This window comes from Janthinobacterium woesei (genome assembly GCF_051380875.1).
In the GTDB taxonomy this organism is placed as follows: Bacteria; Pseudomonadota; Gammaproteobacteria; order Burkholderiales; family Burkholderiaceae_D; genus Janthinobacterium.
The window spans coordinates 100,298-114,479 of the sequence record NZ_JBNYXW010000010.1 but is presented as its reverse complement, the minus strand read 5'-3'; the positions used below and the strand labels follow the sequence as shown (position 1 = coordinate 114,479).

The following is a 14,182-nucleotide window of genomic DNA, read 5'->3' as shown; positions in this document are numbered from 1 at the left end:
CCGCAGATTGCGTTGCGGCGTGCCGCGCTGGGCGCGGCGATGGAGATAACGTCAGGGGTGTGGCGGCGTGGGAGGCCGTTGACCAGTAAGCCAGAAGTATAGCATTGACGCACGGAAATAGTTTTCTAAGGCAATTTTAATTGCTTTTTTAGATGTGTCTGATATCTACCTTCTGTTGCTTTTTTACATCAAGTCGTGCACTGATAAGTACTATCACTTACCGTGCACCTTACTCTAGGCCTGGCGTACTGATAAAATACTAATGAGAATCATTCGCATTATTATTTAATCATCAAGGAACTGTATGCCGTCGCGTCACAAGCCTGAACTCTCCCGTATCGCCGCCGCCGTCCTGGGCGCGCTGTCGTTTTCCGCCATCCTGCCTGGCATCGCCTTGGCCCAGGAAACCATGCCTGCCGTGACGGTCACGGCCGCCAGGGACAAGGATGGCTATGTTGCCGCTACGTCCGCCAGCGGCACCAAGACGGAGATGGCCCTGCGCGACGTGCCGCAGACCATCAACGTGGTGCCGGCCGCCGTCATCAAGGACCAGCACGCCATGTCGATCCAGGACATCATGAAGAATATCCCGGGCGTGGGTTTGTCCACCGGCGACGGCCAGCGCGACCAGGTGTTCATCCGCGGCTTCACGGCCATCGGCGACCAGTTTGTCGACGGTTTCCGTGATGACGCCCTGTATTTCCGCGACCTGTCGAACGTGGAGCGCCTGGAAGTGATCAAGGGACCGGCTGCCGTGCTGTACGGCCGTGGCTCATCGGGCGGTCTGGTCAACCGCATCACCAAGAAGCCGGGCGTGGACATCACGGACGTGGCCCTGAGCCTGACGAATACCAAGGGGCGCCGTGGTGAAGTCGATGTGGGCCGCGTGGGCGAGACGGTGGACTGGCGTTTCACGGGCGCGCGCGAATTGTCGGACAGCTACCGCGACCAGCAATTCATCAACCGCACGGCGCTGGCGCCATCCGTGGCCATCCGCCTCTCTAGCGCCACCAAGTTGCTGCTGCAGGGCGAATACCTGGAAGACCGCCGCCTGACGGACTTCGGCATTCCTTCCTATCAGGGCCACCCCGTGGTGGTCGATGCGAGCACTTACTACGGTGCTGCGAACGCCCGTGATGCGGACTTCAGCCAGTCACGCGTGGTTTCCACGGCCGCCACCCTGACGCATAAATTCAGCGATTCCTTGTCGCTGCGCAATGCCTTCCGCTACTACGATTACCACCTGGATCGCAACAACACGAATATTTCCGGCAACGTCAATGAAGTCAAGGGCACGATGAGCCTGGGCCACGCCAAGCTCAACCGCGATGAGAGCGGTTGGTTCAACCAGACCGAGCTGACGCAAAAACTGCTGACGGGCGCCATGCGCCACGCAGTGCTGTACGGCGCCGAGTTCGGCAAGCAAGACAAGGATGCCACCAGCTGGGCTGCCACCGTGGTAGCGACGAATGTGTCGATCTTCCATCCTGTCCTGCCCGTGGTCGAGCGCAGCAAGCTGGGCGTGCGCAGCGATACTTTTGGTAGCTATGACACGGCCGCCGCGTATGTGCAGGATGCGGTCAGCTTCAGCGATGAGTGGAAGGCGCTGGCCGGTTTGCGCTATGACAGCTACAAACAGCAGTCGCGTTTGGCCAACGCGGCCGGCGTGACCACTGCCAGGCTGTCACGCACGGATGCCGCGTTCAGCCCCCGCGCCGGCCTCGTCTGGCAACCGGGCGCGGCGCAAGCGTATTACGCCTCGTGGAGCCGTTCCTTCCAGCCGAGCGGCGAAAACTTCGCCCTGGCCGCCAACAATGCCGACCTGGCGCCGGAAACCACGCGCAACACGGAAGTGGGCGCCAAGTATGACTTGTGGGGTGGCCGCGCGAACGCCACCGTGTCGCTGTTCCGCCTGGAGCGCGACAATATCAAGACCAGCGATCCGATCACGAACCGCATCGTGCCGGTCGGCACGCAGCGCACGGACGGCCTGGAACTGACGTTCAATGCCGACTTGCGCGATGGCTGGAAAATGATGGCCGGCTACGCTTACCTGGACGCCACCATCACCGATTCCATCGCCGTCGACAAGAGCGTCAATGTGCCGGGCACAACGATGGCCAATGCCGTCGCCATCAAGGGCAAGCGCGCCACCTTGACGGCGCGCAACACGGCCAACCTGTGGCTGACGAAAGACCTGGGCCACGGCTTTACGGTGGGTGGCGGCGCGAATGCCGTCGGCAGCCGCTTCGCCAATACGGGCAACACCGTCGTCTTGCCAGGCTACGTGACGGCCGACGCCATGGCCGCCTACCGCACGGGCCGCTATGAAGTGCAGCTGAACGTCAACAATCTCGGCGACACGCGCTACATCGTCTCGGGCCACGGTTCCAGCCCGAACCTGAGCTTGCCAGGCGCGCCGCGCAACGTGGCGCTGACCTTGCGCTATAGCTTGTAATTTCCGCGCTGCAGTTCCTTGCATGAAACAACCCGCTTGCGAGCGGGTTTTTTCATGGCCGCCGCCATCGATGTCCTGGCCGTGTTTTCTGCATCGCATGCGCCAGCGAAGGGATGCGCACACCGGCTGTTGCAGCTGTTTAAGCTGTGTTGCGCTATTGTTCGCCACGGACGAATTAATGTTGACTAAATGCAATTCTTTCCGATGAATTAAATTTTCGTCCGTTTGAGAGGTAAAATACGCTACACATGGCTTATGTATGGTGTATATATGATATTGATATGACACTGTCATGAGCTTGTATGACTTTTATTTACTTACATCATAGAGGCCTGAATATGGTTCAGATGTCCAGGCGCCAGTTCCTTCGGGTAACTGGCGCGACCATTGCTGGTTCCAGCCTCGCCCTGCTCGGTTTCGCACCGGGCCAGGCGATGGCGGAAGTGCGGCAATACAAGCTGTCTCGTACGACCGAGACACGCAATACCTGTCCTTACTGTTCGGTAGGATGCGGCGTCCTGCTGTATGGACTGGGCGACGGCGCGAAAAATTCCGTCTCCAGCATCATCCACGTGGAAGGCGACGCCGATCACCCGGTCAACCGCGGCACCTTGTGCCCGAAAGGTGCCAGCCTGATCGACTTCATCCATAGCCCGAACCGCCTGAAAGTGCCCGAATACCGCGCACCCGGTGGTACGGAGTGGCAACCGATCTCCTGGGATGTGGCGCTCGACAAGATCGCGCGCCTGATGAAGGATGACCGCGATGCCAACCTGATCGAAAAGAATGCCGACGGCAAGACCGTCAACCGCTGGCTCTCCACCGGCATGCTGGCCGCGTCCGCCGGCAGCAACGAGGTCGGTTACCTGACCCACAAGACAGTGCGCAGCATGGGAATGCTGACCTTTGATAATCAGGCGCGTGTATGACACGGACCGACGGTGGCAGGTCTTGCCCCGACGTTTGGCCGTGGCGCGATGACGAATCATTGGGTCGATATCAAGAATGCCGATGTGATCCTGGTCATGGGCGGCAATGCAGCAGAAGCACATCCTTGCGGTTTCAAATGGGTCACGGAAGCGAAGGCGCATAACAAGGCCAAGCTGATCGTTGTCGATCCGCGTTTTACCCGTACCGCATCCGTGGCAGATTACTACTGCGCCACGCGTACCGGCACGGACATCGTCTTCCTCGGCGCGATCATCAATTATCTGCTGACGAACGACAAGATCCAGCATGAGTACGTGCGCAACTACACGGACATGCCCTTCATCGTGCGCGAAGACTATGCGTTCGAGGATGGCCTGTTTTCGGGTTTCGACAAGGAAAAAGGCAAGTACACCGACAAGGCCACCTGGGATTACGAGATCGGCGACGATGGCTATGCCAAGATCGACCCGACCCTGGAGCACCCGCGCTGCGTCTACCAGATGATGAAGAAGCACTACGCGCGCTACACGACCGAGATGGTCGAGCGTACGTGCGGTGTGTCGCCGGAGAAATTCCACAAGGTGGCAGAGGCGCTCGCCTCGACCGCCGTGCCTGGCCGCGCCGGTACCATCCTGTACGCACTGGGCTGGACGCACCACTCGACGGGCGCGCAAACCATCCGTACGGGCGCCATGGTGCAGTTGCTGCTGGGTAATATGGGTATCGCCGGCGGCGGCATGAATGCCTTGCGCGGCCACTCGAACATCCAGGGCCTGACCGACCTGGGCCTGATGTCGAACCTGTTGCCGGGCTACATGACCCTGCCCAATGAGGGCGAGCAGGACTTCGATGCTTACATCGCCGCGCGCGCCACCAAGCCGCTGCGGCCGAACCAGCTCAGCTACTGGAGCAATTACCGCAAATTCCACGTCAGCTTCATGAAGACGTGGTGGGGCGACTTTGCCACGGCCGAGAATAATTACGCCTTCGACTACCTGCCAAAGCTGGACAAGCCGTATGACTTGATGCAAGCCATCGAGCTCATGCACCAAGGCAAGATGACCGGCTATATCTGCCAGGGCTTCAACGTGCTCGCCTCCGCGCCGAACAAGCAGAAGGTCACCGAAGCGCTGGCTAAGCTGAAGTTCCTCGTCGTGATGGACCCGCTGGCCGTGGAAACGGGCGAATTCTGGAAGCCGCACGGGCAATACCACGAAGTCGATCCCACCAAGATCATGACGGAAGTGTTCCGCTTGCCGACCAGCTGCTTCGCCGAAGAACGCGGTTCGCTGGTGAGTTCCTCGCGCGTCTTGCAGTGGCACTGGCAGGCGGCCGAACCGCCGGGCCAGGCCCGCAGCGACCTGGAAATCATGTCGGGCCTGTTCTTGCGCATCAAAAAGATGTACCAGACGGAAGGCGGCAAGTTCCCTGATCCGATTCTCAACCTGACGTGGAACTATGCGCAGCCGCATAATCCGCAACCGGAAGAGATCGCCCGGGAATTTAACGGCCGCGCGCTGGCCGATCTGTACGATCCGAAGGACGCGACCAAGCTGTTGGTGAAAAAAGGCGAGCAACTGGCCTCGTTTGCGCAATTGCGCGACGATGGCAGCACCAGCAGCGGTTGCTGGATCTTCGCCGGCAGCTGGACGCAGGCGGGCAATCAGATGGGACGGCGCGACAATAGCGACCCGACCGGCATCGGCCAGACACTGGGCTGGGCCTGGGCGTGGCCGGCTAACCGCCGCGTGCTGTATAACCGCGCTTCGTGCGACTTGAAGGGCAAGCCTTTCGATCCGACCCGCAAGTTGATCGAGTGGAATGGCACGAACTGGAGCGGGGCCGATATTCCCGACTTCAAGGTCGATGAGCCGCCGGAAAACGGCATGGGCCCATTCATCATGCTGGGCGAGGGCGTGGCGCGTTTCTTTGCGCGCGGCGCCATGGCCGAAGGGCCGTTCCCCGAGCATTACGAGCCGTTTGAAAATCCGCTGGGCTACAACCCGATGCATCCGAAAAACCCGCAGGCGACCAGCAATCCGGCCGCGCGCGTGTTCGCCGATGACCGGAAAATGTTTGGCACCCATGAGGAATACCCGCATGTGGCCACCAGCTATCGCCTGACCGAGCATTTCCATTACTGGACCAAGCATGCACGCTTGAATGCCATCATCCAGCCGCAGCAATTCGTTGAAATCGGCGAAGAGCTGGCCAAGAGCATCGGCGTCGTTGCCGGTGGTGAGGTGCGCGTCAGTTCCAAGCGCGGCCACATCATCGCCAAGGCCGTGGTCACCAAGCGCATCAAGGCCCTGATGATCGAGGGCAAGCTGGTGCATACCGTGGGCTTGCCGTTGCACTGGGGCTTTACGGGCGTGGCCAAGCCGGGGTATCTGATTAATACCCTGACGCCAGGCGTGGGGGATGCGAATTCGCAAACGCCGGAATTCAAGTCCTTCCTGGTGAAGGTGGAAAAAGCATGATGGGAGATCAATAATGGCACTGCAATCCTTAGATATCCGGCGCCTGTCGGCTACCACGGTGACGCCGCCGCAAGCGCGTAGCCCGGTGACCGGCACCGTGGCCAAGTTGATCGATGTGTCGAAATGCATCGGCTGCAAGGCTTGCCAGACGGCGTGCATGGAATGGAACGACCTGCGCGACGAGGTCGGCGAAAACCATGGTACCTATGACAACCCGACGGACTTGACGCCGCAATCGTGGACGGTGATGCGTTTTGCCGAACACGAAGATAACGACGGCAACCTCGAGTGGCTGATCCGCAAGGATGGCTGCATGCATTGCGAGGACCCGGGCTGCCTGAAGGCTTGCCCGGCGCCGGGCGCCATCGTGCAATACACGAACGGCATCGTTGATTTTCATCAGGAAAACTGCATCGGCTGTGGCTACTGCGTGGCTGGCTGTCCTTTCGATGTGCCCCGCATCTCGAAAAAGGACGACCGCGCCTACAAGTGCACCTTGTGCTCGGACCGCGTGGCCGTGGGCCAGGAACCGGCCTGCGTCAAAACTTGCCCGACGGGCGCCATCGTCTTCGGCACCAAGGAAGACATGAAGGTGCATGCGGAAGAGCGCATCGTGGACCTGAAGTCGCGCGGTTTTGAGAACGCTGGCCTGTACGATCCGGCTGGCGTGGGCGGCACGCACGTGATGTACGTGCTGCACCATGCCGACAAGCCGCGCCTGTACTCGAACCTGCCAGACAAGCCGCGCATCAGCCTGATGGTCGGTTTCTGGAAGGGCTGGGCCAAGCCGCTGGCGGTGGCCGGCATGGCCGCCACGGCACTGGCAGGCTTTTTCCACTACACGCGTGTCGGTCCGAACGAAGTGAGCAAGGACGAAGAGCGCGAAGCCTTGGAAGAGGCCAGGCGCATCCGGGAGGAACAACATGAGCCAGAGTGAACATCACGATAGCAAGCTGCGCGACAAGGATGGCAACCCCCTGATTCAGCGCTACAACCCCAACGAGCGCACGAACCACTGGATCACTGCCATCACCTTCGTCATGCTGGCCTTGTCTGGCCTAGCCATGTTCCATCCGTCGATGGCGTGGCTGGCCAACCTGTTCGGTGGCGGCCAATGGACGCGCATTTTGCATCCGTTTGCCGGCCTGGTGATGTTTGTCTCGTTTGCGATCCTGGTGCTGCGCTTCTGGCACCACAACAAGTTCGAGGACGGCGACGTGCAGTGGCTGAAACAGATCGACGACGTGCTTAACAACCGCGAAGAAAAGCTTCCGAAGATCGGCAAATACAATGCCGGCCAGAAGATCCTGTTCTTCGTGTTGCTCGCTTGCATGCTCGGCCTGCTGTTGTCGGGCATCGTGATCTGGCGCGCTTACTTTGCGTTCTACTTCCCGATCCCGGTGATCCGCGCGGCCGCCTTGTTGCATGCCGTGTGCGCCTTCGGCATCATTTGCGCCATCATCGTGCACATTTACGCGGCCCTGTGGGTCAAGGGCTCGATCGGCGCCATGGTGCGCGGCACCGTCACTTACGGTTGGGCGCGCAAGCACCATGCGAAGTGGTTTGACGCGGTGATACGCAATAGCAAGGATTAAGCTGTTGTAAGTGCAACCCTGCTGCAAGCGCCGGGGCCGGTCCCACAGGATCGGCCCCTTTCTCTTTCTAGTTTAAAATACTTTGAAACACTGCCGCATCCGTCGGATGGGCTCGCCGAATGTATTCGGCCTTTTTTGATGGGAAAACTCCATTGGTACAACGTATTCTTCAGCCAGGCGAAATCGAAGGCCTGGACCATAACGCCATTGCGCGCCTGCTGCTGCCGCAGCCTGGCAGCCTGTTTACGGCGCGCGCCTTGCGCTTGCGCGAATTGGCGCAGGGCAATATCAAGGGCATCCCCGTCGATGCGGGCATGCAGGGCTATCTGCTGCTGATGGCCGCGCTGGCCGATGCGCAGGCGGCCGTGGTGCACAAGCTGGCGCCGGGCGCCGTGCCCGCCGCCGACCCTGACGCGCTGCGCCGCGCCATCTCCCACCGCATGCCCGTGCTGCCCGTCAGCGGCGCCCGTCCACCCGTCTGGCGCGACATTTTTGCCAGCCTGCTGGGTGAACTGGCCGCTACTGCGGCTGCCCAGCCGGCCCTGTCGGACGGCTTGACGCAGGTGCTGGCGCAGCTGCGCGCACTCGACGCGAAAGCGCTGGACGCCTGCGCCGATGCCGTGCTCGATGAAAATGGCGACAACCTCAATCCCATGCATGCGCCATTCGTTGCCGCCGCGCTGCAGATTCTGTGGTCGGTGTCGGCCAGCGAGTTGCGCGCCGCGCGCGTGCCGGACCTGGAAACGGGCACACTGTGCCCCGTCTGCGGTTCGCACCCCGTCGCCAGCGTGATCCGCATCGGCGGCCAGTCGCAAGGTTATCGCTACCTGCATTGCGGCATCTGCGAAAGCGAATGGCATATGGTGCGCGTGAAGTGCTCGACCTGCGAACAGAATGGCAAGATCGCCTATCAGGGCCTGGATGCGGCCGAAGCGGCGCCGTTCGATCCGGTGATGGCCAAGGATGACAAGTTGCCCAACAAGGCCAACGACCCGAAAAAAGTGGCACGCGCGGAAACTTGCGACGATTGCCATACCTACCGCAAGGTCTTCAACCAGGAACACGATTACAACGTGGAACCGCTGGCAGACGACCTGGCCAGCCTGATGCTCGACCTGCTGGTGGGCGAGGCCGGCTACCAGCGCGCCAGCGGCAACCCGCTGCTGTGGCTGGGCAAAAGTGAGCCCCAAGCCGAACCTCAAGGCGGCAAAGCTTGATGAAGACTGAGCAGACCGTGCGCCTGCCATCGGTGGACCGCATCCTCGCCGATGCGTCTTGCCAGGCCTTGATCGCGCAATACGGGCGCGTGCAGACAGTGGAGGCGGCGCGCGCGCTGCTGGCCGGGCTGCGCGCAGCCATGCTGGCTGGCACCCAGGATGGGCTGGAGATGGCAAGCATCACGGCGCAGCTGGCGCAGCGCCTGCAGGCGCAGGCGCGCTCGCATTTGCGCGCCGTGTTCAACCTGACGGGCACGGTGCTGCACACGAATCTGGGCCGGGCGCTGTTGCCTGACGCCGCCGTGCAAGCCGTGGTGGAAGCCCTGCAGTGGCCGATGAACCTGGAGTTCGACCTGGAAACGGGCAAGCGGGGCGACCGCGACGACCTGGTGGAAGAGCTGCTGCGCGAGCTGACGGGGGCCGAAGCGGCTACCATCGTCAACAACAACGCGGCCGCCGTGCTGCTGATGCTCAATACCCTCGCGCAAGGCAGGGAAGTGGTCGTCTCGCGCGGCGAACTGGTGGAAATCGGCGGCGCCTTCCGCATCCCCGATGTGATGACGCGCGCTGGCGCCGTACTGCGCGAAGTGGGCAGCACCAACCGCACGCACCTGGCCGACTACGCCAATGGCGTCAACGAGCACACAAGCCTGCTGATGAAGGTCCATTGCAGCAATTACGCGATCACCGGCTTCACGAAAAGCGTGGAACTCGATGCGCTCGTGCCGCTGGCCGCGAAACACGGCGTGGCCACGGCGGTGGACCTGGGCAGCGGTACCCTGGTTGATCTGGCGCAATACGGCTTGCCGCATGAAACGACGGTGCGCGAAACCATCGCAGCGGGCGCCGACCTGGTGACCTTCAGTGGCGACAAGCTGCTGGGCGGCCCGCAGTGCGGCATCATCGTCGGACGCGCCGATTTGATCGCGAAAATCAAGCGCAACCCTTTGAAGCGCGCGCTGCGCGTGGGCAAGTTGACCCTGGCCGCTTTGGCCCCCGTGCTGCAGCTGTACCGCGCACCGGACTTGCTGGCCGAACGCCTGACCACCTTGCGCCTCTTGACGCGCCCTGCGGCGGCGATGCGCGAGCAAGCCGAGGAGTTGCTGCCACTGCTGCAAGACGCGCTGGGAACATCCTACGCCGTGACGGCCGAAGCGATGAAAAGCCAGATCGGCAGCGGCGCCTTGCCCGTCGATCAGTTGCCCAGCTTTGGCCTGGCGATTCGCAGCGCGCCTGGCGCGCGCCTGAGCAATCCGCTGGGCGTGCTGGAACAGCGTCTGCGCGCCTTGCCGCGGCCGGTGATCGGGCGCATCGGGCACGATACCCTGTGGCTCGATCTGCGCTGCCTGGAAGAGGCGCATGCGCAAGCGTTCGCGCAGCAACTGGCGCAGTTGAATGGGGTTGTCGACTCATGATCGTCGGTACCGCAGGCCATATCGACCATGGCAAGACGACCTTGACGCGCGCGCTGACGGGCGTGCACACGGACCGCTTGAAGGAAGAGCAGGCGCGCGGCATTTCCATCGAACTCGGTTATGCCTACCTGCCGCTGGCGGACGGCACGGTGCTGGGCGTGATTGACGTGCCAGGCCACGAAAAATTCATCCGCACCATGGCCTCCGGCGTGACGGGCATCGACTTCGCCCTGCTGGTGGTGGCGGCCGACGATGGCGTCATGCCGCAGACGCACGAGCACCTGGCGATTCTGCAACTGCTGGGCGTGACGCGCGGCGCCGTGGCGCTGACCAAGATCGACCGCGCCGACGCGGCGAGAGTGGCGCAGGTGGCAGCCGACATCGAGGCACTGCTCGATGGTACCTCGCTCGCTGGCAGCCCCATCTTCCCCACGGCGGCCAGCGTGGAGCATGATCCCGGCGTGGCGGCCCTGCTGGCGCACCTGACGCAGGTATCGCGCGGCCTGCCGCGGCGCGATGAACGGCGCTTGTTCCGCCTCGGCGTGGACCGCGTGTTTACCTTGTCGGGGCAAGGCACGGTCGTTACCGGCACGGCGCTGGCGGGCTTGGCGAAGGTGGGCGACACCCTGCAACTGGCGCCCGGCGGCGTGGAGGCGCGCGTGCGTAGCATCCACGCGCAAAACCGTGCGGCGGACGCCGGCATGGCGGGCCAGCGCCTGGCGCTGAACCTGGCCGGCATCGCCCGCGAGCGCATCGAACGGGGCAACTGGATCGTCGCGCCCGAGCTGGCGCAGTGTTCCGAACGCCTCGACGTGGAGCTGACCCTGCTGCCCGACGCGGGCGTGCACCTGAAAGCCTGGTCGCCGCTGCACGTGCACCTGGGCGCGGCGCACCAGCTGGCGCGCGCCGTGATGCTCGATGGCGAAACCCTGGCGCCGGGCCAGACCGCTAGAGTACAACTGGTGTTTGATACTCCCCTGCATGGCGTGCCGGGCGACCGCTTCGTGGTGCGCAATGCGCAGGCCACGCAGACGGTGGGTGGCGGCATGGTGCTCGACCCGTTCGGCCCCGCGCGCAAGCGCAGGAGTCCGGTTCGGCTTGCCTGGCTGGACGCCTTGGCCGCGTTCATCGCGCATGGCGATTACGCAGCCCTGCTGGCGCAAAGTGCGCTGGGCTTGCGCGAGTCGCTGCTGGTGCGCCTGTCGCTGCTGCCGGCATCGGCCATCGTGCTGCCACCCGATACGCAGCGTATTGCCCTGCGCGCCAACGATGCCTTGCTGCTGGCGCCCGCCGCGCTGGCGGCGCTGGAACAGCGCGTGCTGGCCGCCCTGGAAGCCTTCCACGCACGGGCGCCCGACGAGGCGGGGCCGGAATTGTGGCGCTTGAAACGCATCGTCGACGCGGAGATGGAAGACGCCTTGTGGAGCCGTCTGGTCGAAGGCTTGCTGGCGCGGGGCGAGGTGCAGGCGCGCGGCGCCAGCTTGCATCTGCCGACGCACAGCGTGGAGCTGACGCCGCAGGAGCAGGCGGTGGCCGAACCCATGCTGGCGGCCCTGGCCCAGGGACGTTTCGATCCGCCATGGACGCGCGACCTGGCGCGCGACTTCGGCCTGGCCGAGGATGAAACCCGTCGTCTATTGCGTAAGCTTGCCAAGGCGGGCCAGATCAGCCAGGTGGTGCACGACCTGTTTTACCATCCGGCGGCGTTGGCCGCATTGGCACAGCTGGTGCACACCCTAACGCAAAAGGCCGGGCAGGACGAAGGCTTGCCACCGGGCAGTGGCGCCGTGGGGGCGGCGGCATTCCGCGATGCGAGCGGGCTGGGCCGCAAGCGGGCGATCCAGGTCTTGGAATTCTTTGACCGCGTCGGTTATACTCGCCGTGTTGGCAATGGGCATCTATTACGCCCGCAGGCGTTGTGGTCCTACACTGCAGCCTTGCCCAACAGCTAGCTCAGGCACCGCGGAAAGCACACTCATCCGGTGATGTGGCCGGGCTTCAAACCCGGTGGAGGGCGTCAGACGTTCTCCCGTAGGTTCGACTCCTACTGTTTTCCGCCAATTATTTCCCACCCCCAGCCGTCTCGTACGGTCATCTTCCCGGCGTTGGCCTGTTGCCACGTTGCGGAAAAACAATGGCTTAAAAGGCAATATTCTTCCATGCCGGGCCGGCGCCGATGGTAACATCGTGACCGATACCCTGTGGCAGATGAAGGCAAGCATGAAACTAGGAACGATGGCATGGCTGCTGGCAGCGGCGCTGCTGATGCCGTTAGCGGCGACGGCGACGGGCGTACGCATCGTCGGCGAGCATTTGCCGCCATCGAGCATGATGGAAGGCAATGTCGTGGTGGGACGCGAGACGCTGAAGGTGCGCGAGATCATGGCGCGCGCCGGTATTGTGTATTCCATCGAGCTGCTGCCCTGGAAGCGCGCGTATGCCCTGGCGCTGCGCGAGCTTGACACCTGCATCTTTTCCACCACGCGCACGCAAGAGCGCGAAGCGCAGTTCCGCTGGATTGGGCCACTCAACGAAGCCGAATGGGTGCTGTATGGCCTGGCCGAACGGCGCCTGGCGCTGCGCACGCTCGACGATGCGCATGGCCTGACGATCGGCACGGTGCTCGGTGACGCGCGCGACGATTACCTGCGCCAGCGCGGCTTGAATGTCGCAGCCGTGACGCAGGAGTGGCTCAATCCGCAAAAGCTGCTCATGGGACGTATCGACCTGTGGGCCGTGGGCATGGCAGTGGGCAGCAAGCCATTTGCCGGCAAGGAGTGGGAAAACAAGGTGGTGCCGCTGCTGACCTTCAACCGCGTGCAGACCTACCTGGCCTGCAACAGGCAGCTGCCCGAGGCGCAGGCGGCGGCCATGCAGCGCGCGGCAAGCGCCATGCGCCGCGACGGCAGCATGGCACGCGAGCAGTTGCGCTAACTTTCCAGCCACTGGCGCACGCAGTTGCGTCCTTCGCGCTTGGCCTGGTACAGGGCCTGGTCGGCATGGCTGTAGGCTGTCTCGAAGGCCGTGCCGGCGCGGTTCCAGCTCAGGCCCACGCTGACGGTGATGGCGCGCGTGATGGGCGCCGCATGGCGCTGGCGCCCGACTGTCTCGCAGATGCGCTGCGCCACCTTGCCCGCCTCGTCGCGCGAGGTGGTGGGCCAGACGACGGAGAATTCCTCGCCGCCGACCCTGCCGATGGCTGCCTCCTGTCCCAACAAGCCCTTCAGGCAGTCGACCACGGCCTGGATCACGCCATCGCCGGCCGGGTGGCCGAAGTCGTCGTTGACTTGCTTGAACAAATCGATATCGAGCACGATCAGCGCCATGTCACCCTGCGCCAGGCAGCGCTGCGCGTGGTCGATCACGGCGCCGCGGTTCAGCGCGCCCGTCAGCGGGTCGTGCGTGGCGCGGTATTCGAGCTGGCCGGCCAGGGTTTGCAGTTGGCGGTTCAGCAGGTGCATGTCGCGCTCGGCGCGGTCGCTGCGGCCAATCAGGCGCCGTGTTTCGCGCATCAGCCGTTCATAATGGACGATCAACTCACCGAGCACGCGCCGCTGCGCTTCGCCGCTGGCCTGCTCGTCGGCGTGCATGCGGCGCGCGGCAGCCAGCGCTGCCGCTTCCACGGTGAACAGGTCGGGCTCCAGTGCGGCCTCGGCCATGGCGGCGCGCATGGCCTAGCTGCCCTGCACGGGATGGTCGCGGAAGTCCAGCGCGGTAAAGTCCTGCTGCAGCTCCTGGCCGAATTCCAGGATGGTGTCGTCGTCCTCGTCGTGGTACCAGTTCAGGCGAACCTGGTTGCCGTCCAGGGCCGCCTGGTTCAGTGTGTCGAACAGGGTAAACAGCATCTTCGTGCTGGAACTGTTGAAGTAGGCCAGTGAGACATTCACGGTGATGGCGGCTGCGCGGCAGCCGTCCAGGTAGGCACGCACGGCGGCGATCAGCGGGCCATAGAAGGCGGCCGCGTTTTCCGGATACGACTCGCCCTTGATCGACAGGACGTGCTGTTCGAAACGGAAGTCGATTTCGGGCGAGCTCGGGGTCGCGGCGATGAACAGTGGTGACGGTAATTGCATATGCTTTCCTGAGT

10 protein-coding genes and 1 tRNA gene are annotated in these 14,182 nt (G+C 63.1%); 9 read left to right on the top strand and 2 right to left on the bottom strand.

Annotation, left to right across the window (positions count from 1 at the left end):
* Window positions 1-304 precede the first annotated feature (304 nt).
* From ACQ4W6_RS13335 to ACQ4W6_RS13295, 9 genes are all read left to right on the top strand, one after another.
* Entirely contained in the window at window positions 305-2,458 is a 2,154-nt protein-coding gene (locus ACQ4W6_RS13335; RefSeq protein WP_436567659.1) for a TonB-dependent receptor, read from the top strand.
* 338 nt (window positions 2,459-2,796) lie between these two features.
* Window positions 2,797-5,868: a formate dehydrogenase-N subunit alpha gene (fdnG, locus tag ACQ4W6_RS13330; RefSeq protein WP_436567658.1), complete on the top strand. Its 3,072-nt coding sequence runs from the start codon at window positions 2,797-2,799 to the stop codon at window positions 5,866-5,868.
* Window positions 5,869-5,881: 13 nt separating this feature from the next.
* Window positions 5,882-6,805: a formate dehydrogenase subunit beta gene (gene fdxH, locus ACQ4W6_RS13325; protein ID WP_436567657.1), complete on the top strand. Its 924-nt coding sequence runs from the start codon at window positions 5,882-5,884 to the stop codon at window positions 6,803-6,805.
* Window positions 6,792-7,463: a formate dehydrogenase subunit gamma gene (locus ACQ4W6_RS13320; protein WP_436567656.1), complete on the top strand. Its 672-nt coding sequence runs from the start codon at window positions 6,792-6,794 to the stop codon at window positions 7,461-7,463. The genes fdxH and ACQ4W6_RS13320 overlap by 14 nt, the downstream gene beginning before the upstream one ends.
* Window positions 7,464-7,582: 119 nt before the next feature.
* On the top strand, window positions 7,583-8,680 hold the full coding sequence (fdhE, locus tag ACQ4W6_RS13315; protein ID WP_436567655.1) for a formate dehydrogenase accessory protein FdhE: 1,098 nt from the start codon (window positions 7,583-7,585) through the stop codon (window positions 8,678-8,680).
* Complete coding sequence (gene selA / locus ACQ4W6_RS13310) at window positions 8,680-10,095, top strand: L-seryl-tRNA(Sec) selenium transferase (protein WP_436567789.1); 1,416 nt, start codon at window positions 8,680-8,682, stop codon at window positions 10,093-10,095. Before fdhE ends, selA begins: the two co-directional genes overlap by 1 nt.
* Window positions 10,092-12,047, top strand: coding sequence for a selenocysteine-specific translation elongation factor (gene selB / locus ACQ4W6_RS13305; RefSeq protein ID WP_436567654.1), 1,956 nt, complete (start codon window positions 10,092-10,094; stop codon window positions 12,045-12,047). Before selA ends, selB begins: the two co-directional genes overlap by 4 nt.
* A 12-nt stretch (window positions 12,048-12,059) precedes the next feature.
* Window positions 12,060-12,155, top strand: a tRNA-Sec gene (locus tag ACQ4W6_RS13300).
* Between the two features lie 160 nt (window positions 12,156-12,315).
* A complete protein-coding gene (locus ACQ4W6_RS13295) occupies window positions 12,316-13,029 on the top strand; it encodes a substrate-binding periplasmic protein (RefSeq protein ID WP_436567653.1) in 714 nt (237 codons plus the stop codon).
* Here ACQ4W6_RS13295 and ACQ4W6_RS13290 read toward each other — a convergent pair.
* Together ACQ4W6_RS13290 and ACQ4W6_RS13285 are read right to left on the bottom strand one after the other, a co-directional pair.
* Window positions 13,026-13,766 (bottom strand): GGDEF domain-containing protein, encoded by a 741-nt coding sequence (locus tag ACQ4W6_RS13290; RefSeq protein WP_436567652.1) that lies wholly within the window; start codon window positions 13,764-13,766, stop codon window positions 13,026-13,028. The genes ACQ4W6_RS13295 and ACQ4W6_RS13290 overlap by 4 nt on opposite strands.
* 3 nt (window positions 13,767-13,769) lie before the next feature.
* Window positions 13,770-14,168 (bottom strand): DUF1987 domain-containing protein, encoded by a 399-nt coding sequence (locus ACQ4W6_RS13285; protein WP_436567651.1) that lies wholly within the window; start codon window positions 14,166-14,168, stop codon window positions 13,770-13,772.
* Window positions 14,169-14,182 lie beyond the last annotated feature (14 nt).

Excerpts from the sequence above, each read along its gene's own strand:
- ACQ4W6_RS13335 (WP_436567659.1), top strand. The coding sequence starts at position 305 with ATGCCGTCGCGTCACAAGCCTGAACTCTCCCGTATCGCCGCCGCCGTC.
- fdxH (WP_436567657.1), top strand. The coding sequence starts at position 5,882 with ATGGCACTGCAATCCTTAGATATCCGGCGCCTGTCGGCTACCACGGTG.
- ACQ4W6_RS13320 (WP_436567656.1), top strand. The coding sequence starts at position 6,792 with ATGAGCCAGAGTGAACATCACGATAGCAAGCTGCGCGACAAGGATGGC.
- fdhE (WP_436567655.1), top strand. The coding sequence starts at position 7,583 with ATGTATTCGGCCTTTTTTGATGGGAAAACTCCATTGGTACAACGTATT.
- selA (WP_436567789.1), top strand. The coding sequence starts at position 8,680 with ATGAAGACTGAGCAGACCGTGCGCCTGCCATCGGTGGACCGCATCCTC.
- selB (WP_436567654.1), top strand. The coding sequence starts at position 10,092 with ATGATCGTCGGTACCGCAGGCCATATCGACCATGGCAAGACGACCTTG.
- ACQ4W6_RS13295 (WP_436567653.1), top strand. The coding sequence starts at position 12,316 with ATGAAACTAGGAACGATGGCATGGCTGCTGGCAGCGGCGCTGCTGATG.
- ACQ4W6_RS13290 (WP_436567652.1), bottom strand. The coding sequence starts at position 13,766 with ATGCGCGCCGCCATGGCCGAGGCCGCACTGGAGCCCGACCTGTTCACC.
- ACQ4W6_RS13285 (WP_436567651.1), bottom strand. The coding sequence starts at position 14,168 with ATGCAATTACCGTCACCACTGTTCATCGCCGCGACCCCGAGCTCGCCC.